General features: G+C 70.1%; 16 protein-coding genes, 2 tRNA genes and 1 pseudogene. 12 read left to right on the forward strand and 7 right to left on the reverse strand.

The window, feature by feature from the left end; translation table 11 throughout:
* Nucleotides 1-68: 68 nt before the first annotated feature.
* The gene (locus ACFVKT_RS13240; RefSeq protein WP_385730731.1) at nucleotides 69-4,169 is read right to left on the reverse strand and encodes a PAS domain-containing protein; all 4,101 of its coding nucleotides are present in this window, start codon (nucleotides 4,167-4,169) and stop codon (nucleotides 69-71) included.
* Nucleotides 4,170-4,448: 279 nt separating this feature from the next.
* Complete coding sequence (locus ACFVKT_RS13245; RefSeq protein ID WP_385730733.1) at nucleotides 4,449-5,012, reverse strand: SSI family serine proteinase inhibitor; 564 nt, start codon at nucleotides 5,010-5,012, stop codon at nucleotides 4,449-4,451.
* 268 nt (nucleotides 5,013-5,280) lie between these two features.
* On the opposite strand from ACFVKT_RS13245, the gene ACFVKT_RS13250 reads away from it, so the two are divergent.
* Nucleotides 5,281-5,371: transfer RNA gene (locus ACFVKT_RS13250), tRNA-Ser, on the forward strand.
* 186 nt (nucleotides 5,372-5,557) lie between these two features.
* Nucleotides 5,558-5,630: transfer RNA gene (locus tag ACFVKT_RS13255), tRNA-Arg, on the forward strand.
* A 195-nt stretch (nucleotides 5,631-5,825) separates the two neighbouring features.
* On the opposite strand, the gene ACFVKT_RS13260 is transcribed toward ACFVKT_RS13255, so the two are convergent.
* A complete protein-coding gene (locus tag ACFVKT_RS13260; protein WP_385730736.1) occupies nucleotides 5,826-6,770 on the reverse strand; it encodes an aldo/keto reductase in 945 nt (314 codons plus the stop codon).
* A 243-nt stretch (nucleotides 6,771-7,013) separates the two neighbouring features.
* Between ACFVKT_RS13260 and ACFVKT_RS13265 the strand changes: the two genes are divergently transcribed.
* Complete coding sequence (locus tag ACFVKT_RS13265) at nucleotides 7,014-7,451, forward strand: winged helix-turn-helix transcriptional regulator (RefSeq protein WP_385730738.1); 438 nt, start codon at nucleotides 7,014-7,016, stop codon at nucleotides 7,449-7,451.
* Nucleotides 7,452-7,697: 246 nt separating this feature from the next.
* Here the strand turns inward: ACFVKT_RS13265 and ACFVKT_RS13270 are convergent, their stop codons facing one another.
* Nucleotides 7,698-8,327: a DUF6461 domain-containing protein gene (locus tag ACFVKT_RS13270; protein ID WP_385730740.1), complete on the reverse strand. Its 630-nt coding sequence runs from the start codon at nucleotides 8,325-8,327 to the stop codon at nucleotides 7,698-7,700.
* A gap of 147 nt (nucleotides 8,328-8,474) precedes the next feature.
* On the opposite strand from ACFVKT_RS13270, the gene ACFVKT_RS13275 reads away from it, so the two are divergent.
* The 9 genes and pseudogenes from ACFVKT_RS13275 (at nucleotide 8,475) to ACFVKT_RS13315 (ending at nucleotide 19,519) form a co-directional block, all read left to right on the forward strand.
* On the forward strand, nucleotides 8,475-9,452 hold the full coding sequence (locus ACFVKT_RS13275) for a DUF2797 domain-containing protein (RefSeq protein ID WP_385730742.1): 978 nt from the start codon (nucleotides 8,475-8,477) through the stop codon (nucleotides 9,450-9,452).
* Nucleotides 9,453-9,542: 90 nt separating this feature from the next.
* Nucleotides 9,543-9,917 (forward strand): antibiotic biosynthesis monooxygenase family protein, encoded by a 375-nt coding sequence (locus ACFVKT_RS13280; RefSeq protein WP_385730744.1) that lies wholly within the window; start codon nucleotides 9,543-9,545, stop codon nucleotides 9,915-9,917.
* On the forward strand, nucleotides 9,914-10,840 hold the full coding sequence (locus ACFVKT_RS13285; RefSeq protein ID WP_385730746.1) for an amidohydrolase family protein: 927 nt from the start codon (nucleotides 9,914-9,916) through the stop codon (nucleotides 10,838-10,840). Before ACFVKT_RS13280 ends, ACFVKT_RS13285 begins: the two co-directional genes overlap by 4 nt.
* 284 nt (nucleotides 10,841-11,124) lie before the next feature.
* Nucleotides 11,125-11,865, forward strand: a complete 741-nt coding sequence (locus ACFVKT_RS13290; protein WP_266458853.1) for a response regulator transcription factor — start codon at nucleotides 11,125-11,127, stop codon at nucleotides 11,863-11,865.
* Nucleotides 11,862-13,505, forward strand: a complete 1,644-nt coding sequence (locus ACFVKT_RS13295) for an ATP-binding protein (protein WP_385730748.1) — start codon at nucleotides 11,862-11,864, stop codon at nucleotides 13,503-13,505. The genes ACFVKT_RS13290 and ACFVKT_RS13295 overlap by 4 nt, the downstream gene beginning before the upstream one ends.
* A 14-nt stretch (nucleotides 13,506-13,519) precedes the next feature.
* A complete protein-coding gene (locus ACFVKT_RS13300; RefSeq protein ID WP_385730750.1) occupies nucleotides 13,520-15,001 on the forward strand; it encodes a glycosyltransferase in 1,482 nt (493 codons plus the stop codon).
* Nucleotides 14,998-17,211 carry an ArnT family glycosyltransferase gene (locus tag ACFVKT_RS13305; protein ID WP_385730752.1) on the forward strand — a complete coding sequence of 738 codons (2,214 nt, stop codon included), beginning with the start codon at nucleotides 14,998-15,000 and terminating at the stop codon, nucleotides 17,209-17,211. Before ACFVKT_RS13300 ends, ACFVKT_RS13305 begins: the two co-directional genes overlap by 4 nt.
* A gap of 118 nt (nucleotides 17,212-17,329) precedes the next feature.
* Nucleotides 17,330-18,665: pseudogene (locus ACFVKT_RS13310) on the forward strand (MFS transporter).
* 74 nt (nucleotides 18,666-18,739) lie between these two features.
* Nucleotides 18,740-19,519 (forward strand): TetR/AcrR family transcriptional regulator, encoded by a 780-nt coding sequence (locus tag ACFVKT_RS13315; protein ID WP_385730755.1) that lies wholly within the window; start codon nucleotides 18,740-18,742, stop codon nucleotides 19,517-19,519.
* 193 nt (nucleotides 19,520-19,712) lie between these two features.
* Here the strand turns inward: ACFVKT_RS13315 and ACFVKT_RS13320 are convergent, their stop codons facing one another.
* The 3 genes from ACFVKT_RS13320 to ACFVKT_RS13330 all read right to left on the reverse strand — a co-directional run bounded on the left by ACFVKT_RS13320 (nucleotide 19,713) and on the right by ACFVKT_RS13330 (nucleotide 23,622).
* Nucleotides 19,713-20,189, reverse strand: a complete 477-nt coding sequence (locus tag ACFVKT_RS13320) for a PPOX class F420-dependent oxidoreductase (protein ID WP_385730757.1) — start codon at nucleotides 20,187-20,189, stop codon at nucleotides 19,713-19,715.
* Between the two features lie 49 nt (nucleotides 20,190-20,238).
* Nucleotides 20,239-21,060 carry a YceI family protein gene (locus ACFVKT_RS13325; protein ID WP_385730759.1) on the reverse strand — a complete coding sequence of 274 codons (822 nt, stop codon included), beginning with the start codon at nucleotides 21,058-21,060 and terminating at the stop codon, nucleotides 20,239-20,241.
* 87 nt (nucleotides 21,061-21,147) lie between these two features.
* Nucleotides 21,148-23,622, reverse strand: a complete 2,475-nt coding sequence (locus ACFVKT_RS13330; RefSeq protein WP_385730761.1) for an MFS transporter — start codon at nucleotides 23,620-23,622, stop codon at nucleotides 21,148-21,150.
* Nucleotides 23,623-23,633 lie beyond the last annotated feature (11 nt).

The raw sequence follows: 23,633 nt of genomic DNA on the forward strand, positions 1-23,633 counted from the left end.
CCGGTCCCGCGCGGGTCGGTGATTCCTCCCCCGCGGACCAATCGGACCAATCGGATCGGTCGGATCGGTCAGTTCGTGCCGATCCGTGCCAACAGGTCCACGATCCGCTCCTGAACCTCCGCACTCGTCGACCGCTCCGCCAGGAACAGGACCGACTCCCCCGAGGCCAGCCGCGGAAGTTCGGCCTGGTCGACGGCGGCGGTGTAGACGACGAGCGGTGTGCGGTTCAACTGCCCGTTCGCGCGCAGCCAGTCGACGATCCCGGCTTGGCGCCGACGTACCTGCATCAGGTCCATCACCACCAGGTTCGGCCGCATCTGCGAGGCCAGTGTCACCGCGTCCGCGTCGGTCGACGCCCGCGCGACCTGCATCCCGCGTCGCTCCAGCGTCGAGGTCAGCGCGAGTGAGATCTCCGCGTGCTCCTCGATGAGCAGCACCCGCGGCGGGTGCTGCTCGGAGTCCCGGGGAGCCAGGGCCTTCAGGAGTACGGCGGGATCGGCGCCGTACGCCGCCTCGCGCGTCGCCTGCCCGAGTCCCGCTGTCACCAGGACGGGCACCTCGGCGGCGACAGCGGCCTGGCGCAGCGACTGGAGTGCCGTGCGCGTGATCGGCCCGGTCAGCGGGTCGACGAAGAGTGCGGCCGGGAAGGCGGCGATCTGCGCGTTGACCTCCTCGCGCGAGTGCACGATCACGGGCCGGTAGCCGCGGTCGCTCAGCGCCTGCTGGGTCGTCACGTCGGGTGCGGGCCACACGAGCAGGCGCCGCGGGTTGTCCAGCGGTTCCGGCGGCAACTCGTCGTCCAGGGGCTGCAGACGTGGCTGGTCGGCGACTTCGACGGCACCACCGGGACCGTCGAGCGGCTCGGGGCCCTCGGCGGCGTTCTCGTCCGGGGCTCCTATGGCGTACGACCGTCCGGCACCCTCGGTGGCTCCGGCCGGCCGCGATCCGGGGGCCTGCCCGCCCTGTGGATGCGGACGCGCTGCCGTCTCCGGGCGCTCGGCGGCAGGCTCGGGGGGTGTGCCGAGCTTGCGACGACGACCGCCGTTGCCGTTGGTCTGCTGCGGGGGAGGCGTCGGGGACTGCGATTGCGGCTGTGCCTGTGCCTGCGGCGCCTGTGCTTGCGGGGCCTGCGGCTGGTTCGGGGCGGGCTGGCGGCCGAACGGCACGCCCTGGCCGAGTGCCCGGACACTGATCGCGCGGCCCTGCGTCGAGTTGGGGTCGATCGGGGCCGGGGCCTCAGCGGGCAGTGGCTGAGCGACGCGCGGCTGGGCGGGGGCATTGGGTACGGAGGCTGTGGGGGGCGCGGCCTGAGCCGGTGTCCGGGGCTGTGCCGGGGAGCCGGCGCCCGGTGTGTCGTGGGTGCTCGCGTTCGGCCAGGGCTGGGGCGTGGGTGCGCCGCCTGCGGGAGATTCGGCGTTCCCGGGCCATGGTCCCGGCGTGCCGGAGGACTGCGCGGGAACAGGCTGCCCAGCGGGCACCGTACCCGGAACTCCCTGTGCAGGAACCCCCTGTGCAGGCGTCCCCGCGGCACCCTGATGCTCCGCGGTCCGTGCTGCCGCACGGCGCCGTCCCGTAGGGCTGGAGACGGGGTGCGGCTGGGGCGGAGTGTGATCGCCGGCCGGGTCGTGCAGCATCGCGTCGTGGCGGCCGTCGTCGGCCCCGCCCTGAGAAGCGCCGAGAGCGCCGCGAGCGCCGAGAGCGTCGGCCTGCTGGAGGTGCTGCCGCTGGGCCTGCTGCTGAGCCTCGACGTACTCCGGTGAACGGTCCGCGTCCGCGGGCGGCAGCGCGAACACCGTGCGGGCGCCCGCCTCCTGCGTGGCGGCACGTTCGGCCGAGGCGGCCAGCGCACGCCGACGCCGTCCGGGCGCCCCATCCGCAGCCTCACCACCGTCGGCCGCATTCTGTGCACCGGCCGTACTCGGAGCCGCGGGCAACGCCGGCGGCAGCGCGGCCTGTTCGCGGCCCTGTCGTGCGCGCCGTCCGGAAGGCACGGCCACGCCCTGCGCGGACACGGGCACGCCCTGCGGAGGCACCGTCCCGCCCAGTCCCGTACCCGCCGCCGCGGTCCCCGCCCCGTGCTCGCCCGCCATGACGACCGCGCCTTCGGAGGCACTCCCCGCAGGACCCCCAGCCACATCGCCGGCCGCGTTCTCGACCGGACTCGGTCGTCCACGCCGCCGCCCGGTACCACCGGAAGCCCCGCCATCGCCGGAGCTCTCGACGGCCACCCCCTGCGCGGGAACGGACACCGCGCCGGCCGACCCGGCCGCCTGCTCCTCCGCCATACGTCGCCGCCGACGCCCGGTGGGAGCGGTCGAGCCGCCGCCGGTCGAAGAGTCGGTGCCGGAGTCCGCGTCGGACTCCCCCGCCATCTCGCTCTCCAGGAAGGCGTCCACGGAGGACCGCCGCGCCCGCCGCCTGCCACCGCTCTGCTGGGAGGCCTGCTCGGGAAGGGCGATCTCGGAGCCGACCCCGGAATTGGTCTCGAGGGCAGCCGGAACCGCTCCGGCCCCGCCGCCGATCGGCACCTCCAGCACGAACGAACTGCCGCTCATCCCCGGCACCTCGTGCGTCTGCAGCACACCACCGTGCGCACGCACCGTCCCGCGCACGATCGGCTCGTGCACCGGGTCTCCCCCGGCGTACGGACCACGCACCTCGATACGTACGACCTCGCCACGCTGCGCCGCCGCCACGACGACGGTGTTGTCCATGTAACCGCCCGCGGACACGGGTGCGTTGCCGGTGGCGTCGACTCCGGCGACGTCCGCGATGAGATGCGCGAGGGCGTTCGCCAGCCGCTGCGGGTCGACCTCGGCCTCGATGGGCGGCGCGTGTACGGCGAACTGCACGCGTCCGGGACCGATCAGTTCGACGGCGCCTTCGACACCGGCCGCGACCACCGCGTCGAGCATGACGTTCGTACGGGAGATCTCCTCGGCCCCGGAGTCGAGCCGCTGATAGCCGAGCACGTTGTCGACCAGCGTCGTGATCCGCGAGTAGCCGGCCGCGAGGTGGTGGAGCACCTGGTTGGCCTCGGGCCACAGCTGCCCGGCGTCGTCCGCGGCGAGCTTGGACAGTTCACCGCGGAGCTGGTCCAGGGGGCCGCGCAGGGACAGCGAGAGTACGGCGAGCAGCTGCTCGTGCCGGGCGGCGAGGGCCTCGTACCGGTCCTTCTCGCGCTCCCCGAGCGAGGCGTACCGCTCGTCACCCGCGGCGAGGTCCTCCTCGTGCTGCTCGCGCAGTTCGGCCAGCTCTGCGGCATGCCGCTCGCGCAGCTCGGCGAGTTCCTTGTCATGCTCCTCGGCGGCTCGCGCGAGCTCCTGCTCGTGGCGCTCCTCGGCCTTGTCCTTCTCCTCGGCGAGGTTGTCGTAGGGCCGCCGGTCGGTGAACGTCATCACGGCGCCGACGAGCTGGTCCCCGTCGCGCACGGGCGCGGTCGTGAGGTCGACCGACACCTTGTCCCCGGACTTGGACCACAGCACCTGCCCGCGCACCCGGTGCTTCCGCCCGGAGCGCAGGGTGTCGGCGAGCGGCGACTCCTCGTACGCGAAGGGCTCGCCGTCGGCGCGTGAGTGCAGGATGAGGGCGTGCAGCGCCTGGCCGCCGAGATCACTGGCGCGGTATCCGAGTATCTGAGCGGCCGCCGGGTTGACGAGGACGACCCGCCCGTCCGTGTCCGTGCCCACGACACCCTCGGCCGCGGCCCGCAGGATCATCTCGGTCTGCCGTTGCGAACGCGCGAGTTCGGCCTCGGTGTCGACGGCACCCGACAGATCCCGTACGACCAGCATGAGCAGCTCGTCGTTGGCGGGGCCGTAGCTGTCGTAGGCCTGCTGGCCGTTCTCAAGATTCGCACTGGTGACTTCGACAGGGAACTCACTGCCGTCGGTACGCCGCGCGATCATCCGGGTCGGCTTGGTCCGCCCGCTCGGGTCGATGGACTCGGGCCGCCGCATGCTGCCGGGGATGAGCCGGGAGTCGAACGCGGGCAGCAGATCGAGCAGTCCGCGCCCCACCAGAGCCGTGCCCGGGGCCTCGAAGGCCTCCAGGGCGATGGTGTTCGCGTTGACGACGGTCCCATTGGCGTTGACCAGCACCAAGGCGTCAGGCAGCGCGTCCAGTATGGCTGCGAGGCGAGCAGCGCCTCGGGATGGCCTGCTGCTCACGAGACGCTTCCTCCCTGTTACCGCACCTTGCCGTCCGCGGGTGCCATCTTGCCAACCGTCCCGCAGCGTGTCACGCGAGGGAGTCTACGGGCAGAGGTTGCGCTCGCGACGCCGGATGAGAGGGAGGTCGCACGCAGAACTGACGCAGAAACCACGCAGAAGCGACACGGAGGCCGTGATCGCACATTTCGCCCCCTTTGTCCTCCTGTGGAACCGTGACGCCACGAGGAGTCCGCCGTGCGCTCACCCTGCCCTCCCCATGTTCTGCCTCTGCCCCGGCTATGACCGAAGGTCGGGAAGGAGAGGTGTGAGCGAGTTCCAGCGCGAGATCTGGCATCCGTCCCCGCGATCGAACCTGGCGTCGACGGGCCGACCCGCCCAGGTCCCGGTGACATGCGCGGTGGCCGGACCGCCGTACTGCATCGTGCACATGGTCCCGGGCGACACCGGGGCGAACGGATCCTGGCCCCAGCGAGCCCCCCGGTCGAGCGCACTACACGCTCCGCTCACATCGGGGTGACTGCCACCGTCGGGGTGACACCGCAGCTCATACGTCCCGTCCGCACCGCTCCCCGCGTCGTGGACGGTCACCGTCAGCCGGTCGCGGGAGTCCTCGTCGCGGGCGGGCGGGGGCATCAGGGCCGGCTTCGGGGCAACTGCCGGGGCCGGGCTCGGGGAGGGGCCGAGAAGAATCGGTTCGGCGTACGTCATGACCGGCCCGAGGGGCTTGAGGGACTCGGCGGAGGTGACGGAGCCGGCGGGCTGCGCGGTGGCCGACCCGGCGGGTACGGCGGAGAGCGCGGCGGAGGATGCGGCAACAGTGAGGACGAGACGACGCAACATGAGCTGACTAACGCCACGCACGCCGCACAGTTGCGCGGAGTTCCGGTCACTCCCGCGCCGGGCCGGTTCTCGTCCCTCCCCCCACTCCGTGCTGTCCGCGCCCCCGGCCCCTTGTCGTCCGTCCTGTCTGCCGCTTCGCCTGCTCCGGCCACATTCGGCTTTGCTCAGCGGCCCGCCCGCCTAGTACCGTGGGAGGCGATTGGTGACAGCCCACTCGGCTGTGTCATCATCTGCACGCACCACTCGCGCTCGCGCGAGCGGTTGTGCGGGAGGCGTCGCCTAGTCCGGTCTATGGCGCCGCACTGCTAATGCGGTTTGGGACTTCAATCCCATCGAGGGTTCAAATCCCTCCGCCTCCGCACCAAGATCCGAAGCCCCGGCCCATCTGGTCCGGGGCTTCGGCGTTACCCCAGGCCAGAGCATGTCCGCGCAGCTCACAAGGGGTGCACCAAACGGATTTCACATGGCGGCGGCAGTCATGTAATGTTCTTCCTGTCGCCACGAGCGGGCCCGAAAGCCCAGCAAACGGGACAAAAACAAAACAAGCACTCGTAGCTTAACGGATAGAGCATCTGACTACGGATCAGAAGGTTGCAGGTTCGAATCCTGCCGAGTGCACACAGGTGAAAGCCCCGCTCCGATCAACGGAGCGGGGCTTTTTCGTGCCGTACAGCTCCAGCATTGACAGTGGCAGCGGCGTCGGGTTCATCGGGTGCGCTCCAGCGCGTCGGCCCCGATGGGGGGGGGGCGCGTCGGTGCGTGTGGCGGGCTCGCGTCGGTGGGCTGGGCCTTCGGGGTCGCGGAGGGGGGGTGTCAGGCCGAGGCCTTGGTGAGGAGGCGGGTGTCCTCGTCGGTGAGGGTGAGATCCTGGACGGCGAGGAGTGCCGGGAGCTGTTCCAGGGTGCGGGCGCTGGCGATCGGGGCGACGACGGTGGGCCGGGTGAGGAGCCACGCGAGGGCGACGGTTGCGGGTTCGGCGCCGTGGGCGTCGGCGATGGTGTCCAGGGCTTCGAGTACCGCGACGCCCCGTGCCGTCGACGCGTGTCCGGCCGCCAGATCGGCGCGTGCGCTGTCGACGGTGACGCCGGGACGGTATTTGCCGGTCAGGAAGCCGGCGGCGAGCCCGAAGTAGGGCAGTGCGGAGACGCCGGCCTTCTCGGCCGTGTCCTGGAGGGCGCCCTCGTAGGTGTTGCGGGAGACCAGGTTGTACTCCGGCTGGATCGCCACGTACCGGGCGAGGTTCTCGCGCTCGGCGAAGTCGAGGGAGGCCTGGAGCCGTTCGGCGGAGAGGTTGGAGGCGGCCACGGCGCGTACCTTGCCGGCCTTCACCAGGTCGTCCAGAGCTGTGACGATCTCCTCCACGGGCACGGACGGGTCATCGCAGTGGGAGTAGTAGAGGTCGATGTGGTCAATGCCGAGGCGGCGCAGCGACTGCTCGGCCGCGGCATTGATGTTGGACGCGGACAGGCCCGGGTAGTCCGGGTGCATGCCGACCTTGGTGGAGACGACGACCTTGTCGCGGTTGCCGCGTGCGGCCAGCCATTTGCCGAGGACGGTCTCGGACTCACCGCCCTTGAGGCCGTCGATCCAGGCCGCGTAGACGTCGGCGGTGTCGAGGTGGTTGCCGCCGGCCGCGGTGTAGGCGTCGAGGACGGCGAAGGACTGCTTCTCGTCGGCGGTCCAGCCGAAGACGTTGCCACCGAGGGCGAGGGGAAAGACGGTGAGGTCGGACGTGCCGATTTTACGGAGCGCGGTCACGACGGGGGTGTCCCTTCACTGTGTGGGTACGGCGTGGGTACGGCGCCCGCGCGGCAGATGGGAACAGTGCCGGAGCGATGAGGCGGGAATACGCCCGAAGGGCCCGGTGGTTGCCGCCGTGTGCGCAGAACACCGCTTCGACCAGTGCGTTGACGCCTGATGCGTAGGCCACTGTGCAGGAACGGAATTAACCTTACAAAAGGTATTTCTGTGTTCCTTAGGAACATCGGAAGGGCGTCATCCGTGAACAGCGATGAGGGCCGGGCGCTCTCCGCCGGTGGGGCGCGGGCGAACGTACTGCGCCTCGCGGGTCCGTGTGAGCGCTGGGACGAGCAGGACGCGGACTTCATCCGCGAGATCCTCGATTTGGTGGGCGACAAGTGGAGCATCCTGGTCATCGGCGCCCTGGCCGGCGGCGACGCCCGCTACTCGGACCTCGACACCACGATCCCCGCCATCTCCCGCCGCATGCTCACCCTCACCCTCAAGCGCCTTCAGCGCGACAGCCTTGTCGACCGCACCGCCTACGCGGAGGTACCACCGCGCGTCGAGTACTCCCTCACCGGCCTCGGCTCCTCGCTGCTCGCCGCCATCCAGCACTTGGCCGCCTGGAGCTCCGAGCACCACCCCGAGGTCCGAGGCCACCAGGACGCGTACGACAGGAACGCCACACGTGGATAGAAGCCGAAGTTCTCCGTTCTTTGGGCGGACTGGGCACATGATGGCGCTCGTCCTGATGTCCTTTGGGTGGGTGGGCACCGTGGTGTCGAGCTTTGTTGACCTGCCTCGGGTCAGTTGGTCGGGCTGGGGGATTGTTCTTGTGGGGTGTGTGTTTCTGCCGTGGGAGTGGCGACGCGTGTGGCGTCGCCAGGCTCCGTACGACAGGCCGTAAGCCCGGGGTGCAACTGCTCGGCCGGCGCCCTGTGTTCAGGGGTGGTTGTGTGTGAAAGCGGCGGTCGGTAGGGGGGTCAGGGTTTCTTCCCAGGGGATGTAGACGCCGAGTTCGCGTTCCAGGAAGCGGAGGAAGGCGATATCGGGTAGCTCGTCGGCTGTGTAGGTGAAACCGGGTACCGAGGCCTCCGTCGCGGTGGGGGCCTGGCTCGACGCCCGCGGTTCGTAGTAGGCCACCACCTCGCCCGCACGGGCGTAGCCGACTTGCTGCATGCCCGCGCCGCTGCGGAACACGGTGAAGGCCCGTGTGCCGTGTGACAACGGCCCCAGGTAGTTCGTGGCGCGGCTCGAGAAGGACTCGATGGCGTAGGCCCAGCCGGGGACGGCTCCGGCCCGGACGATCACCTGTGGCTGTGAGAGAAACCCGGCCTCTTCCAGTCGTGCCAGGAGGTCCTCGTCCTCCCGGTCGAGGAACTCCAGATCGCTCAGGTGGCCGTCCTCCGGCCAGAACTGCAGCTCGGAGACCGCATGGTCGGTCAGTTCGTGGATGTGCGAGGGTTCCGCGCCCATCCGAACCAGCAACTCCTGCGGCGTAATTCCCTCGCAGAGCGTGAAGGTGTAGCCGACGTCGTACACGTCCGCTATCCATCGCAGCCCGTTCTCCATCTCGCGCCCTTCCCATGGCGGATCACAACGCTGGATCACAAGGGTGGAACACAACGCTGGATCACAACGGTGAACCCAACGGTCGCAAGGTAGCCCGGCTCCGCCAGGTCGCCTGCGTTGTCAGTGGTGGCCTCTACGCTTTTGGTGATGGCACAGGCGTGGAGATGTACGGGGCTGCGGTGGGCCGGGGGTGTCCCCGTGCTCGGTTGGGACGGGGGGCGGAGCAGTGCGTTGACCTGGGGGAAGCAGGTTGCGTTCGGCGTGGTGGACGGGGGTGTGCGGAGGTGCGTGGGGGCGCGGGGGAATGCGTGTCCCGTCGGGGCGGCGGTGCCGGGGCGCGGTGTCGGAGCCCGGTGCGAGGAGTGCGGGCGGCTGGAGCGGGCCCACTCCGTCGCGGCGGACACCATCGCGGACGATCATCGGCCCTACTCCGCCTATCTGGCCTGGTTCGGGCCGGGGATGGTCAAGGTCGGGATCACCGCCGTCGAGCGTGGGTCGGCTCGGCTCCTGGAGCAGGGAGCCGTGGTCTTCAGCTGGCTCGGACGGGGGCCGTTGATGGCCGCCCGGCGGAGCGAGGAACTGCTGCGCAGGGTCCTCGGGGTGCCGGACCGGATCCCCTACGACGCCAAGCGGGCCGTCCGCAGTGTGTTGCCGGGCGCCGATGTCCGGGCGGCCGAGATCCGTGAGCTGCACGCGCGGGCGGTGGGGCTCGACGGGTGGCCCGAGTCCTTGGAGCGGATGCCGTTCGAGGCGGTCGATCACGCCGGTGCCTTCGGGCTCGGCGGGTTGCCGCCGGCCTGGGGTGTCGTCAGTGAGCTGGTCGCGGGGGGTGTGGTGAGAGGGGAGCTGGTCGCCGCTGCCGGGCCCGATCTGCATCTGGCCACCGAGCGCGGGGTCGTCATCCTCGACACGCGGCTGATGGGCGGGTGGGATCTGACTTCGGTGACCTCGGTTCCTGCGGTGCGTGCCGCGTCCGCTGTGCTTGCCGTGCCTGCGGTACCGTCCCTGCCCGCCGGTCCTGGCGCACCCACCGCCCCCGGCGCACCCACCGCCCCCGAAATAACCCTCCCCATAAGGGAGTTGACGAACCCGAACGACACCGTCGTCCAGGACGGGCTCTTTTGAGGGGCGGGATGGTCAAGACTTCGATCCCTTTTGGGGCCCGTTCGGAAAGGGGCTGGACGTCGGGGAGCGTAGGACCCGAGAGTGGCTGACATGAGCGATCAACTCGTTGCACCTGTCGCCGCCCACGAACCCCCGTACTACGCCGTCGTGTTCACGTCCTTGCGGACGGAAGGTGACCACGGGTACGGCGAGACCGCCGAGCGTATGGGAGAGCTGGTCAAGGAGGTTCCCGGGTTCCTCGGGGAGGACTCCGCACGGACGCCCGGCGGGCTGGCGATCACCGTCGCCTACTTCCGGGACGAGGCCGCCATCGACGAGTGGCGGAACCATCTGGAGCACCGGGCGGCGAAGACGTACGGCCGCGAGCACTGGTACGAGCGCTACAGCATCCACATCGCCAAGGTCGAGCACAGCCACGGGTTCGTGCGGGGGCGGGAGCGGGAGCAGAAGCAGGAGCGGGTGTGAACGAGACGGATGGCCGGCCTGGCGCCGACGACGTACGACACGACGCTGACGACGTACGGCAGTTCTGGACGCGGCTCGGGCTCCCCGGGCTCGTCGACATCCACACCCACTTCATGCCCGAGCGTGTTCTGCGCAAGGTGTGGGCCTACTTCGACGGGCTCGGGCCGCTGACCGGCGGCGTCGAGTGGCCGATCACCTACCGCGGGGACGAGGACGAACGGCTCGCGGCGATAAGGGAGTTCGGGGTGCGGGCCTTCACGGCCCTGCTGTACCCGCACCGGGCGGGCATGGCCCAGTGGCTCAACGGCTGGGCCGCCGACTTCGCCCGGCGGACCCCGGACTGTCTGCACACCGCGACGCTGTTCCCCGAGCCGGGCGTCGAGACGTATGTGCGTGAGGCCGTCGAGGCGGGGGCGCGGGTGTTCAAGGCACACGTGCAGGTGGGGGCGTACGACCCGGGTGACCCGCTTCTGGACCCCGTCTGGGGACTGCTCGCCGAGGCCGGGATCCCGGTCGTGACGCACTGTGGGTCCGGGCCCGCGCCGGGCAAGCACACCGGGCCCGGGCCGGTCGCGAACGTACTCGCCCGGCATCCCCGGCTCCGGATGATCGTCGCGCATCTCGGGATGCCCGAGTACGAGGACTTCCTCGGCCTCGCGGAGCGCTACGAGGAGGTGCGGCTGGACACGACGATGGCGTTCACGGACTTCAGCGGCCGCTTCTCGCGGTTTCCCGGCGAGGCGCTGCCCCGGCTCGCCGACCTGGGCGACCGGGTCCTGCTCGGCACCGACTTCCCGAACATCCCGCACCCGTACGTCCACCAACTGCACGTCCTGGAGCGGCTCGGCCTGGGCGACGACTGGCTACGGGCCGTTTGCTACGAGAACGGGGCACGGCTGTTCGGCATCACGCGCCCCCTGTGATCCCGACCCCCACGGGGATCCCGACCCCCTCCGGGATCCCGACCCCCTCCGGGATCCCGACCCCCTCCGGGATCCCGACCCCCTCCGGGATCCCGACCCTCTCCGGTATCCCGAACCCCACCGACATCGCGAACCTCACCAACATCCCGCCCCTCCAGCACCAACCCGTCACCCTGGGTGCTGAGCGCCTCCCAGGTGTTCCCTGAGAGGCGCCTGTGCGTTTCTCAGGAAAATCACAGGTTCCGGAAAGGATGTTCTCAGCGGCGCCGAGCAATGTGTCGGCTATGACCACGACCTCGCCCCAGGGGCGCACCGAACTGCTGAGGCCGGACGGGAGCCCCGTCCGAGTGCTTGTGGTGGACGACGAGCTGTCGATCACCGAGCTGTTGTCCATGGCCCTTCGTTATGAAGGCTGGCAGATCCGCAGTGCGGGTGACGGGACGGGGGCGATCCAGACCGCTCGTGACTTCCGGCCCGACGCCGTCGTCCTCGACATGATGCTGCCCGACATGGACGGGCTGACCGTCCTGGGACGGCTGCGCCGTGAACTGCCCGACGTGCCCGTTCTGTTCCTCACCGCGAAGGACGCCGTCGAGGACCGTATCGCCGGGCTCACGGCCGGCGGCGACGACTACGTCACCAAGCCCTTCAGCCTCGAAGAGGTCGTGGCCCGGCTGCGCGGGCTGATCCGCCGCTCCGGCGCCGCCGACCGCCGCAGTGACTCCGTGCTCGTCGTCGGGGACCTCACCCTCGACGAGGACAGCCACGAGGTCTCGCGCAGCGGCGAGGGCATCCACCTCACCGCCACCGAGTTCGAGCTGCTGCGCTTCCTGATGCGCAACCCGCGCCGGGTGCTCAGCAAGGCGCAGATACTCGACCGCGTGTGGTCCTACGACTTCGGCGGCCAGGCCAACGTCGTCGAGCTGTACATCTCCTACCTGCGCCGCAAGATCGACGCCGGTCGCGAGCCGATGATCCACACGCGGCGCGGAGCCGGTTATCTGATCAAGCCCGCCGCGTCATGAGCGGACGACGACGGCCGCGAGCGCAGAAGAGGCGAGGACGACAGCCGCGCACCCTGCGGACGCGGCTCGTCGTCTCGGCGGTGGCGCTCATCGCCGTGGTCTGTGCGGTGATCGGCACGGTGACGACCATCGCGCTGCAGAATCATCTGTACGAGCAGCTCGACGGCCAGCTCGGCGAAGCCGCGATGCGCGCGACCGGTGGCCCCCTGAAGCCGGGGGGCGGGAACCCGGCCGCCAACGCCCCGAACAACCAGCTCCCCGGGGCCAACGGCAACACCGCCTCGCAGAACAACGCGCAGAACAACACCTTCGAGTTCCTCACCCGGGGGCCCAGCCAGGAGAACACCATCGCCGCCGTCGTGCAGAACGGCGGTATCACCGACGCGGTCATCTCCCAGGAGAAGACCGACACCAGCGGCACCTTCCAGGAGATGGACACCCAGCCCCTCTCCGAGGCGCAGACGGCCGCGCTCGGCTCCGTGTCCAAGACCGGCGTGCACAGCGTGGAGATCCCCGGCCTCGGGCAGTACCGCGTCAAGTACCAGTCGGGGATCAAGGGCGACTTCTACATCGCCATCCCCACCAAGTCCGTCACCAACACCATCAGCACCCTCGTCATCGTCGAGGTCTGCGTCACCGGCGCCGGTCTGATCGCGGCCGGTATCGCGGGCAGCGTGCTCGTCAGTGTGGCCCTGCGCCCGCTGCGCAGGGTCGCCGCCACCGCCACCCGCGTCTCCGAACTCCCCCTGCACAGCGGCGAAGTCACCTTGTACGAGCGTGTCCCCGAGTCCGAGGCCGACCCGCACACCGAGGTCGGCCAGGTCGGCGCGGCCCTCAACCGGATGCTCGACCACATCCACGGCGCCCTGCACGCGAGACAGCAGAGCGAGACGCGCGTACGGCAGTTCGTCGCGGACGCGAGCCATGAGCTGCGTACGCCACTGGCGTCCATCCGTGGTTACGCCGAGCTGACCAGACGCGGCCGTGAGGAGACCGGGCCCGACACCCGGCACGCGCTGGGCCGGATTGAATCCGAAGCCGGGCGCATGACCCTCCTCGTCGAGGACCTGTTGCTGCTGGCGCGGCTCGACGCCGGGCGTCCCCTGCAGTACGAGCAGACCGACCTCGTACCGCTCGTCATCGACGCCGTGAGCGACGCCCGAGCGGCCGGACGTGACCACAACTGGCGCCTGGATCTGCCCGACGAGCCCGCGCTCGTCCTCGCGGACGCGGCCCGGCTGCAACAGGTGATGGTCAATCTGTTCGCAAACGCACGCACGCACACACCGCCGGGTACGACGGTGACGGCACGTGTCCGCCAGCAGGGACCGTGGATCTGTGTGGATGTCCAGGACGACGGTCAGGGCATTCCGCCGGACCTGCTTCCGCACGTCTTCGAGCGTTTCGCGCGCGGCGATACCTCGCGCTCCCGCTCGTCCGGCTCGACCGGTCTCGGCCTTGCCATCGTGCAGGCCGTCGCGTCCGCGCACGGGGGCGCGGTGACCGTCGACAGTGTTCCCGGACGTACGGTGTTCACCCTGCATCTGCCTGCGCTGCTGGTAGAAACGTCTGTAACAAATTCGCAAACGTACTCACAGGTGCAGCACAGTGCCACCACATGGGCGCAACAGGGCGCGTGAGGAAAGTAGTTGGCATGCGAACCGACTCTTCTCCCGGCAACCTGCCGGCGCGGGAGCACCTCCCGGCCGGGTCCGCCGGTACGCCTGTCCTGGACGTAGTGATCCCCGTCTACAACGAGGAGAAGGACCTTCAGCCGTGTGTCATGAGACTGCACGAGCACCTCAAGCGCACCTTCCCCTACGAGTTCCGCATCACCATCGCGGACAACGCGTCGACCGACACGACCCCACAGGTCTCCGCACGGCTGGACGCGGACATACCGGAAGTCAGGGCCTTCCGGCTGGAGCAGAAGGGCCGGGGCCGGGCGCTGCGCACGGTGTGGTCCGCCTCGGACGCGCCGATCCTCGCCTACATGGACGTGGACCTGTCCACCGACCTCAACGCCCTGCTGCCGCTGGTGGCCCCGCTGATCTCGGGCCACTCGGACCTCGCGATCGGCTCGCGGCTCTCGCGGAGTTCGCGCGTGGTGCGCGGTGCCAAGCGGGAGTTCATCAGCCGTACGTACAACCTCATCCTGCGCGGTTCGCTGCAAGCGCGCTTCTCCGACGCCCAGTGCGGCTTCAAGGCGATCCGGCGTGATGTCGCCCAGGTGCTGCTGCCGCTGGTCGAGGACACCGGCTGGTTCTTCGACACCGAGATGCTGGTGCTCGCCGAACGGGCCGGGCTCCGCATCCACGAGGTGCCGGTCGACTGGGTCGACGACCCGGACTCGACCGTCCACATCGTCAAGACCGCGACGGACGACTTGAAGGGCGTCTGGCGGGTCGGCCGCGCCCTGGCCACCGGTTCGCTGCCGCTCGACCGGCTCGCCCGGCCCTTCGGGGACGACCCTCGCGACCGCGAACTGACCGACGTACCCAAGGGTCTCGCCCGTCAGCTCGTCGGCTTCTGCGTGGTCGGCGCCCTGTCCACGCTCTTCTACCTGGTGCTCTACAGCGGCTTCCGGATGTTCTCGGGCTCGCAGGTCGCCAACGCGCTCGCCCTGCTGGTCTCGGCCGTCGCCAACACGGCCGCCAACCGGCGTCTGACCTTCGGCGTACGCGGCCGGGGCGGCGCCGTCCGCCACCAGGCCCAGGGTCTGGTCGTGTTCGGTATCGGCCTCGCTCTCACCAGCGGTTCGCTCGCCGCCCTGAACGCGGCGACGACCGACCCCGGGCACTCCACGGAACTGGCGGTGCTCGTCGCCGCCAACCTCGCGGCCACGGTCCTGCGCTTCCTGCTCTTCCGGGCCTGGGTCTTCCCCGACCGGCGCGACGAGACGCCCTCCCCCGTCGTGGCGGGCCACCACCCGGCCTCGCCCACCTACTCGACAGCGGCTCCGGGGCACTACCAGGGGCACCAGGGTCTTGGACACGTGCCGCCGCCCCAGTCCCCGTACGACACAGACCAGTTCCGCGCCGGCGAAGCCGCGGACCGCACCTACGGGGACGCGACCATGCAGTTGGAAGCGACACGCCCGTACGACGACGATCCGAATCCGAGGAACGCGCGATGACGACCCAGTCCGATACGAGCTATCAGGGGGGAGCGAATCCCCCCACCGGTACCGCGGATCCCTCGGCGGGGCCGGCGGCCTCGACGGCTGTACACGAGCCGGTCGTGCCCACCGCCTCCCCCGACTCCGGTGAGCCCAAGCAGCCCTTCGCGCGCCGTGTCTGGCGTGGCCGGCCCGAGGACCCGAGCTGGGCGCGCCCCGCGTTCCTCGGCCTGCTGGTCGTCACCGCCGTCCTGTACCTGTACAACCTGAGCGCCTCCGGCTACGCCAACTCCTTCTACTCCGCGGCCGTCCAGGCCGGCAGCCAGAGCTGGAAGGCCTTCTTCTTCGGCTCGCTGGACGCCTCCAACGCCATCACCGTCGACAAGCCGCCGGCCTCGCTGTGGCCGATGGAGCTGTCGGTACGGATCTTCGGCCTCAGCTCGTGGGCGATCCTCGTTCCCGAGGTGCTCATGGGCGTCGCCACGGTCGGCGTCCTGTACGCGGCCGTGCGCCGCCGCTTCAGCCCCGCTGCGGGTCTGATCGCGGGCGCGGTGCTCGCGCTCACTCCTGTCGCCGCGCTGATGTTCCGGTTCAACAACCCGGACGCGATCCTCGCGCTGCTGATGACCGTCACGGTCTACTGCGTGATCCGCGCCCTGGAGGACGGCCGTACGAAGTGGCTGGTCTGGGCGGGTGTCGCGGTCGGCTTCGCCTTCCTGTCGAAGACCCTCCAGGCCTTCCTGATCCTGCCGCCGCTCGCCATCCTGTACGCGGTCTGCGCGCCGGTGAAGCTGAAGAAGCGGTTCGTGCAGCTGGGCTGGTCGACGCTCGCGCTGCTCGTCTCCGGCGGCTGGTGGGTCGCGATCGTCGAGCTCTGGCCGGCGTCGTCGCGACCGTACATCGGCGGCTCGCAGAACAACTCCTTCCTTGAACTGACCTTCGGCTACAACGGACTTGGCCGTCTCAGCGGCGACGAGGCCGGCAGTGTCGGCGGAGGTGCCGCCGGTAGCACCGGGCGCTGGGGCGCGACCGGCTGGGACCGGATGTTCAACGACGAGATCGGCAGCCAGATCTCGTGGCTGCTGCCGGCCGCGCTGATCCTCTTCGTCGCGGGCCTGGTGCTCAGCCGCAAGGCCAAGCGGACCGACCTGGTGCGCAGTTCGTTCCTCGCCTGGGGCGGCGCGCTGCTGATCACCGCGCTGATCTTCAGCTACATGGCCGGTATCTTCCACCAGTACTACACGATCGCCCTGGCCCCCTACATCGCCGCCCTGGTCGGTATGGGCGCGACGGCGCTGTGGGCGGAGCGCGCCAAGATCTGGGCCTCGCTCACCCTCGCCGCCTCGGTCACCGCGACCGCGGCCTGGGGGTACGTCCTCCTCAACCGCACCCCCGACTACCTGCCCTGGCTCAAGTGGCTGGTCCTCGTCGGCGGTCTGGTCGGCGCCCTCGGTCTGATCTTCGTGGCCAAGCTGGGCCGTCAACTGGCCCTCGCCGCAGCCGCGTTGAGCTTCGTGGCCGCGGTCGCGGGACCGACGGCGTACACGCTCAGCACGGTGAACACCGGGCACACCGGGTCCATCGTGACGGCCGGTCCCGCGGGCGCGAGCAGGGGCGGGTTCGGCGGAGGCGGTGGCGGTGGCGGTGGCATGCGCGGTGGTGGCGGCATGCCCGGCCAGAACCAGCAGGGTGGCACCACGGGCCAGCCCCCGACCGGTGGCGGTGGTGGCTTCCCCGGTGGTGGCGGCTTCCCCGGCGGTGGCGCGAACGGCAACACCCAGCAGCAGGGACAGGGTGGTGCGGGCGGTGGCGGTGCGGCCGGAGGCGGCATGGGCGGTGGCGGCGCGGCCGGCCTGCTCAACGGCGCGACCGTCACCGACGAGGCCAAGGACCTGCTGCAGAAGAACGCCGACGACTACACCTGGGCGGCCGCGGCCATCGGTGCCCAGAACTCCGCCAACTACCAGCTCGCCACCGGCGACCCGGTGATGGCGATCGGCGGCTTCAACGGCACCGACCCGTCGCCGACGCTGGCCCAGTTCCAGCAGTACGTGGCCGACGGCAAGATCCACTACTTCATCTCCAGCTCGACAGGGGGTGGCGCCATGGGTGGCGGCAGTGAAGGCACCTCCTCCCAGATCACCACCTGGGTCGAGGCCAACTACACGAAGGTGACCGTCGGTTCGGCCACCTTCTACGACCTGACGCAGCCGACCAGCAGTAGCTGACGGGTCCTTCTGGGTGGGTGGTGGTCCGGGGCGTTCGCTCCGGGCCACCGCCTTTTCGTGCGTCGGCCGACGGCTCGCCTGTTGTACGCCGTACAGGAGTAGTTCTGCGGTGTACAGCATGTCCCTCGCTCAAACCCCCCAAGGACACCCCCAGCTCTGGCTCATCCTCGGCGTCATCTGTCTTGCCCAGCTCACCGTGCTGCTCGACAACACCGTGCTGAACGTCGCGATCCCCTCCCTCACCGGGAGCTCGGCGCGGGCGCCGATTCCGCCGGGCAGCTGATCGCCGCGCGGGCGGGTATGGGTGTCGGCGGTGCGCTGTTGCTGACGACCACCCTCGCCGTCGCCATGCAGATCTTCACGCCCGATGAACAGCCGAAGGCGATCGGCATCTGGAGCGCCGTCAACGCACTCGGCTTCGCGGCGGGGCCCCTTCTCGGCGGCTTCATGCTGGACCACTTCTGGTGGGGCGCGATCTTCCTCGACAATCTGCCGGCCGTGGCGCTGGGACTCGTCGCGGTGGTGGCCCTCGTACCGGAGTCGAAGAACCCGAGAGGGGAGCGGGGGCCGGATCTTCTCGGTGCGCTGCTCTCCACCGTCGGAATGAGCGCGCTCGTGTACGCGATCATCTCCGGGTCCGAGCACGGGTGGACCTCGGGCCGGGTGCTGGTCATGGCGGGGGGTGCGGTGGTGGTGCTTGTCCTCCTCGCCTACTGGGAGAGTCGGATCCCGTACCCGATGCTTGATCTTCACTTCTTTCGGGACCGGCGCTTCACCGGCGCCGTCGAGGGCGCGGTGCTCATCACCTTCGGTATGGGCGGGGCGCTTTTTCTGCTGACCCAGCACCTCCAATTGGTCGTGGGCTACGGGCCCTTGGAGGCCGGGGTGCGGGTGGCGCCCCTCGCTCTCGCGGTCGTCGTGCTGAACTTCTCGGGCCTTACGGCGAGGTGGAGGCGAAGCTCGGGACGCCGGTGTCCATCGCGCTCGGCATGCTGCTGATGTCGGCCGGCCCGGTGTCGATCGCGACGCCGGCCACGGACGGGTACGGCGGCACGCTGCTCGGGCTGCCGCTGATCGGCGTGGGCTGCGCGATCGCCAACCCCGCCATGGCGCACGCCATCATGAGCGCGATACCCCGGGAGAAAGCGGGCGTCGGCGCGGGAATCAACGGCACGCTCGCGGAGTTCGGCAACGGTCTGGGTGCCGCCGTGCTCGGCGCGGTCCTCAACTTCCGTTTCGCCGCGCTGGTTCCGGTGGCCGCGAGCTCGCTGCCCACGGCGCTCGCGTCGGCCGGCTCGGCGGACGAGCGGAGGCGGATCACGGACGCGTTCTCGGCGGGGCTCGAGACCAGCCGGCTCGTGGGTGCGGTCTCCGTCCTGCTCGGCGGACTGCTGGCGGCGGCGTTGCTGCGGCGGGCCGAGAGGGGAGAATCGGCTGTGGCGGTTTCCGCGTAACGCACGCTTAGCATCATCAAGAAGGGGCGGATCCGAGAGTTCCGGGCCCACTTGAGTTCCGAGGAAGGTGCGCCATGGTGAGGGCAGCCGACCGGGCCGAGCGTCCGGCGCGGGCCAGTGTCTGGCTGGAGGGCAAGGTCCACCGGGGCGGTGGGAGTCCCCGTGGCGGCGGTCAGCCGTCGGGGCTCGACCGGGACCGGATCACCGAGGTCACGGTGCGGCTGCTCGACGCGGAGGGGATGGCCAAGTTCTCCATGCGCCGACTGGCCGCCGAGCTGAACGTCACCGCGATGTCCGTGTACTGGTACGTCGACACCAAGGACGATCTGCTCGAACTGGCCCTCGACGCGGTGTTCGGGGAACTGGAGCTGCCGGACCCGGAGTCGGGCGAGGACTGGCGGGATCAGCTCCGTGCCCTGGCCGGCGGCTACCGGGCGCTGCTGGTGCGCCATCCCTGGGTGTCCCCGCTCATCGGGACCTTCCTGAACATCGGGCCGCACTCCATGGCCTTCTCGCTCCGCGTGCAGGAGTTGATCCGCAGGACGGGGCTTCCTCCGCACGGGCAGATGGGCGCGCTCTCTGCGGTCTTCCAGTTCGTGTACGGGTTCGGCACGATCGAGGGTCACTTCGTGCAGCGGTGCGCCTCGGCGGGGATGAGCCAGGACGAGTACCACCGCCAGGCCATGAGCACGATCAGCGAACAGCCGCAGTTCGCGGAGCACTTCGAGCGGTCCGCGGATCTCCTGGAGGCGCGTGGTGGTGACACCGTCGAGGAGATGCGGGAGCGGGACTTCGGGTTCGCGCTGGAGATGCTGATCGCGGGGATCGAAGAGATGGTCGCGCGGGGCGGCTGACTGCGGGGCTGACCGTGCGCGCCTACGGCCGGTCGGTGGGTCGGGGCCGCGCCGGTACATCCGCCCGCATCCGAACGGATCGACTGGGGTTTGTCAGTGACCGTGGGGCTGGATCCATTCGGATGCGGGCATTTGATGTACCGACACGGCCCCTCCCGCCGGTGGGCGGCCGCGGGTGCGTTGTCCGGTGCGGTCAGTTCTCGTCCTGCGGGGCCAGGCGGGCCGGGAAGCCCCCGGTCGCGACCGGGCCCCACTTCTCGGGGGTGACCCGGATGATCGACTTGCCCTGCTTGAGCATCGCCGCGCGGTACTCGTCCCAGTCCGGGTGCTCGCCGGCGATGTTGCGGTAGTACTCGACGAGGGGCTCGACGGAGTCGGGCACGTCGAGGACTTCGGCCGTGCCGTCGACCTGGACCCAGGGGCCGTCCCACTCGTCGCTGAGGATGATCAGGCTGACCCGCTCGTCCCGCTTGGCGTTACGGGTCTTGGCGCGTTCGGGGTACGTCGAGACGACGATGCGGCCGGAGTCGTCGACCCCGCAGGTCAGCGGGGATCCCTGGGGGCTGCCGTCGGCGCGGCGGGTGAGCAGGATGGCGCGATGGCGGGGACGTACGAAGTCCAGGAGCTGTTCGCGGGATACGGGGGTGTTCGTTGCGGTGTTCGGTGCCATGGCTCGCAGCCTAGAGCCTGGGGTGGCCGGCTGGCTGTCCCTGGTGTTCCTATGTCTGGGGGAGGGATTCGCCCTGTAGGGCCTGGATGTCCAGTTCCACCTTCAGTGTGGTGCCGATGGCCGCGATGCCTGCCTGGAGGATCTGGTTGTAGTTCATCGCGAAGTCCTCGCGGTGGAGGTCGGCCGTGGCGCGGAACGCCGCGCGGGTGCCGCCCCAGGGATCGGCGCCGGTGCCGAGGTAGGCCAGGTCCAGGTCGACCGGGCGTACGACGCCGTGCATGGTCAGTTCGCCGTGGACGGTCCAGCGGTCGGAGCCCGCGGTGGTCAGGTCCGTCGACTGGTAGGTGATCTCGGGGTACGCGAGGACGTCCAGGAAGTCCGGGGACTTGAGGTGTTCGTCGCGCATCGCGTTGCCGGTGTCGATGGAGGCAGCCTTGATCACCGCCTCGACACGGGACTTGGCCGGCTCGTCCGGGGCGATCTCGATCCGGGCCGCGAAGTCGGTGAAACGGCCGTGCACGCTGGAGATGCCCAGGTGCTGGGCCACGGCGCCGACGGACGAGTGCGCCGGGTCGACGGTCCAGAGGCCGGGGGGCGGCAGTTCCGTGCCGCCCTGGCGGGCGAGGATCACGCTGCCGATCTCGGCCCGGCCGCTCGCCGTGACGAGGGCGCTGGAGGCCACGGGCGCGTAGCCGACCGCCGTGACGATCACGGTGTACGCGCCGGGAGCGAGGGGCGTCGCGTCGCGCACGGCTCCCTCGATGTCCGCCTCGGCGCGCAGTACTTGGGCGCCGGTCATGTCGGTCAGCGTGACAACCGCGTGCGATACGGCCCATCCGTCGCGCGTACGGATCCTTGCGGTCAGTCCCATCCCGTTTTCTCCCTGCAGCTTTGGTCAGAAGAGTCCGGCCCGTGGGGCGCGCCTCCGCTCGGGGCGCGCCCCACGGGCCGGGTTCGGTTACTCGCCGGGGTGGGCGAGTTCGATGTCGTGGGCGTCGACGCCGCGGCCGTTGACGGTGAGCGCGGTGGCCACCGGCGGGTAGCCCGTCGCGATGACCGTGTACTCGCCGCCGTCCAGGTCGGTGAAGGCGTACGCGCCGTCCGTGCCGGTCCTGGCGGTGCCGACCACGTTGCCGGCCGCGTCCACCAGCGTGACCCGTGCGTCGCCGAGCGGGCTGCCCTGAGCCCGTACGACACCCTGGACCAGGGCACCCGAGGCGAGTTCGACCTCGACCCGGGTGACGCCCGCGCCGCCGACCTCGACGGGCAGGGCCACGGGCCGGTGTCCGGCGGCGTTGACCGCGACGGTCACGGAGCCCGGGATGAGCTCGGCGAAGGCGAACTCGCCCTGCTCACCGCTGGTTCCGGTGGCCAGCACGTCACCGCGCACGTCGGTCACGATGACCATGGCGTCCTTGACCGGGGTGCCGGTCTCCGTGGCCCGTACGACACCGCTCAGGCCGCTCGTGCCGCTCAGCAGGATGTCGTAGGTGACCGGCCCTTCGTTGACGAGGACCGTCGAGGCCTGCGGCTGGAAACCGTCGGCGGAGGCGATCAGGACATAGCTGCCCACGCCGGGCGCGTCCACGGCGTAGCCGCCGTCGGCCTGCGAGACCGAGCGGCCCAACTGCCGTCCCGCCAGCGAGATCAGCGTCACCGCGGCCTGCGGCACGGGCGCGCTCTCGGCGCCCCGGACGTACCCGCGTACCGGAATTCCAATGGGTGTGGTGGACATGCTCGCCATGGGGGTGCTTTCCCTCTCCCTCTCCGACGTGGCGGCGGTCGTGGGCTGCTGCTGTGTGGCTTCGGGGGCTGGTTCCGGCGAAGCCGCCTCCGCTGCCTGAGCCAGGGCGCCCGAGGTCCGCAGCGGGACCTCCTTGATGAACAGCGTCACCAGGAAGGCGAGCAGCGCCAGTCCCGCGGCGATCAGGAAGACGTCCGCGATGCCGTGGCCGTACGCGCTCTCCACGACGGTGCGCAGCGGTGCGGGCAGCTTGTCGACGTCCGGGATGGTGCTCTCGGAGCTGGAACCGGCCGCCAGGGAGGCGTACTTGGGGTCGAGGCCGGCCAGGCCGTCCTTGATGTAGTCGGTGATCCGGGTGGCCATCACCGCGCCCAGTGCGGAGACGCCGATCGCGCCGCCGAGGGAGCGGAAGAACGTCACGGTGGAGCTGGCCGAGCCGAGGTCCGCGGGGGCCACCTGGTTCTGCGTGGAGAGCACCAGGTTCTGCATCATCATGCCGACGCCGAGACCCATCAGCGCCATGAAGATCGCGATGTGCCAGTACGTCGTGTCGTACCGGATGGTGCCCAGCAGGCCCAGCCCGGCGGTGACCAGGATGCCGCCGCCGACCAGCCAGTACTTCCAGCGGCCGGTCTTGGTGATGACCCGGCCGGAGACAGCGGAGGAGATGGCCAGACCGGCGATCATCGGGATGGTCATCACGCCGGACATCGTCGGCGACTTGTCCCGGGCCAGCTGGAAGTACTGGCTGAAGAAGACCGTGCCGGTGAACATCGCGACGCCCACGAAGAGCGAGGCGATGGAGGAGAGGGTGATGGTGCGGTTGCGGAACAGCCGCAGCGGGATGATCGGCTCGCTCGCCTTGGACTCGACGAGTACGAACAGCAGCCCGAGCAGGATCGATCCGCCGACCATCGTGTACGTCTGCCACGAGATCCAGTCGTACTTGACGCTGGCGAAGGTGACCCAGACCAGCAGCAGCGAGACCGCGGCGGAGATGAAGAAGGCGCCGCCCCAGTCGACCTTCACCTCGCGCTTCACGACGGGCAGGTTCAGGGTCTTCTGCAGCACGATCAGCGCGATGACCGCGAAGGGCACACCGACGTAGAAGCACCAGCGCCAGCCGAGCCACGACGTGTCGGTGATGACACCGCCCAGCAGCGGCCCGCCGACGGTCGCGACCGCGAACGTCGCGCCGAGATAGCCGGAGTAACGCCCGCGCTGGCGCGGGGAGATCATCGCCGCCATCACGATCTGGGCGAGGGCGGACAGACCGCCGACGCCGACTCCCTGCACCACACGGCAGGCGATCAGCATGCCGGGGTTCTGCGACAGTCCGGCGGCGGCCGATCCGAGCACATAGATGATGAGGGCTATCTGTACGAGCGCCTTCTTGCTGTACAGGTCGGACAGCTTGCCCCACAGGGGCGTCGTCGCGGTCATGGCCAGCAGCGAGGCCGTGACGACCCAGGTATAGGCGGACTGGCCGCCCCCCAGGGCGCCGATGATCTCGGGGAGCGCGTTGGTGACGATCGTCGACGACAGGATCGCGACGAACAGTCCGAGCAACAGCCCGGAGAGCGCCTCCATGATCTGCCGGTGTGTCATCGGAGCGCCGTCGGCGGATCCGGAGGACCCACCTCCGTGCTTGGCGTGCGCCCGCACACCGGACGGTGTGGTTGTAGCCATGGGCTTCCTTC

Source organism: Streptomyces sp. NPDC127595 (assembly GCF_042671685.1).
In the GTDB taxonomy this organism is placed as follows: domain Bacteria; phylum Actinomycetota; class Actinomycetes; order Streptomycetales; family Streptomycetaceae; genus Streptomyces.

Excerpts from the sequence above, each read along its gene's own strand:
- ACFVKT_RS13320 (WP_385730757.1), bottom strand. The coding sequence starts at position 20,189 with ATGGCACCGAACACCGCAACGAACACCCCCGTATCCCGCGAACAGCTC.
- ACFVKT_RS13290 (WP_266458853.1), top strand. The coding sequence starts at position 11,125 with ATGACCACGACCTCGCCCCAGGGGCGCACCGAACTGCTGAGGCCGGAC.
- ACFVKT_RS13330 (WP_385730761.1), bottom strand. The coding sequence starts at position 23,622 with ATGGCTACAACCACACCGTCCGGTGTGCGGGCGCACGCCAAGCACGGA.
- ACFVKT_RS13300 (WP_385730750.1), top strand. The coding sequence starts at position 13,520 with ATGCGAACCGACTCTTCTCCCGGCAACCTGCCGGCGCGGGAGCACCTC.
- ACFVKT_RS13280 (WP_385730744.1), top strand. The coding sequence starts at position 9,543 with ATGAGCGATCAACTCGTTGCACCTGTCGCCGCCCACGAACCCCCGTAC.
- ACFVKT_RS13245 (WP_385730733.1), bottom strand. The coding sequence starts at position 5,012 with ATGTTGCGTCGTCTCGTCCTCACTGTTGCCGCATCCTCCGCCGCGCTC.
- ACFVKT_RS13325 (WP_385730759.1), bottom strand. The coding sequence starts at position 21,060 with ATGGGACTGACCGCAAGGATCCGTACGCGCGACGGATGGGCCGTATCG.
- ACFVKT_RS13275 (WP_385730742.1), top strand. The coding sequence starts at position 8,475 with ATGGCACAGGCGTGGAGATGTACGGGGCTGCGGTGGGCCGGGGGTGTC.
- ACFVKT_RS13305 (WP_385730752.1), top strand. The coding sequence starts at position 14,998 with ATGACGACCCAGTCCGATACGAGCTATCAGGGGGGAGCGAATCCCCCC.
- ACFVKT_RS13270 (WP_385730740.1), bottom strand. The coding sequence starts at position 8,327 with ATGGAGAACGGGCTGCGATGGATAGCGGACGTGTACGACGTCGGCTAC.
- ACFVKT_RS13295 (WP_385730748.1), top strand. The coding sequence starts at position 11,862 with ATGAGCGGACGACGACGGCCGCGAGCGCAGAAGAGGCGAGGACGACAG.
- ACFVKT_RS13315 (WP_385730755.1), top strand. The coding sequence starts at position 18,740 with ATGGTGAGGGCAGCCGACCGGGCCGAGCGTCCGGCGCGGGCCAGTGTC.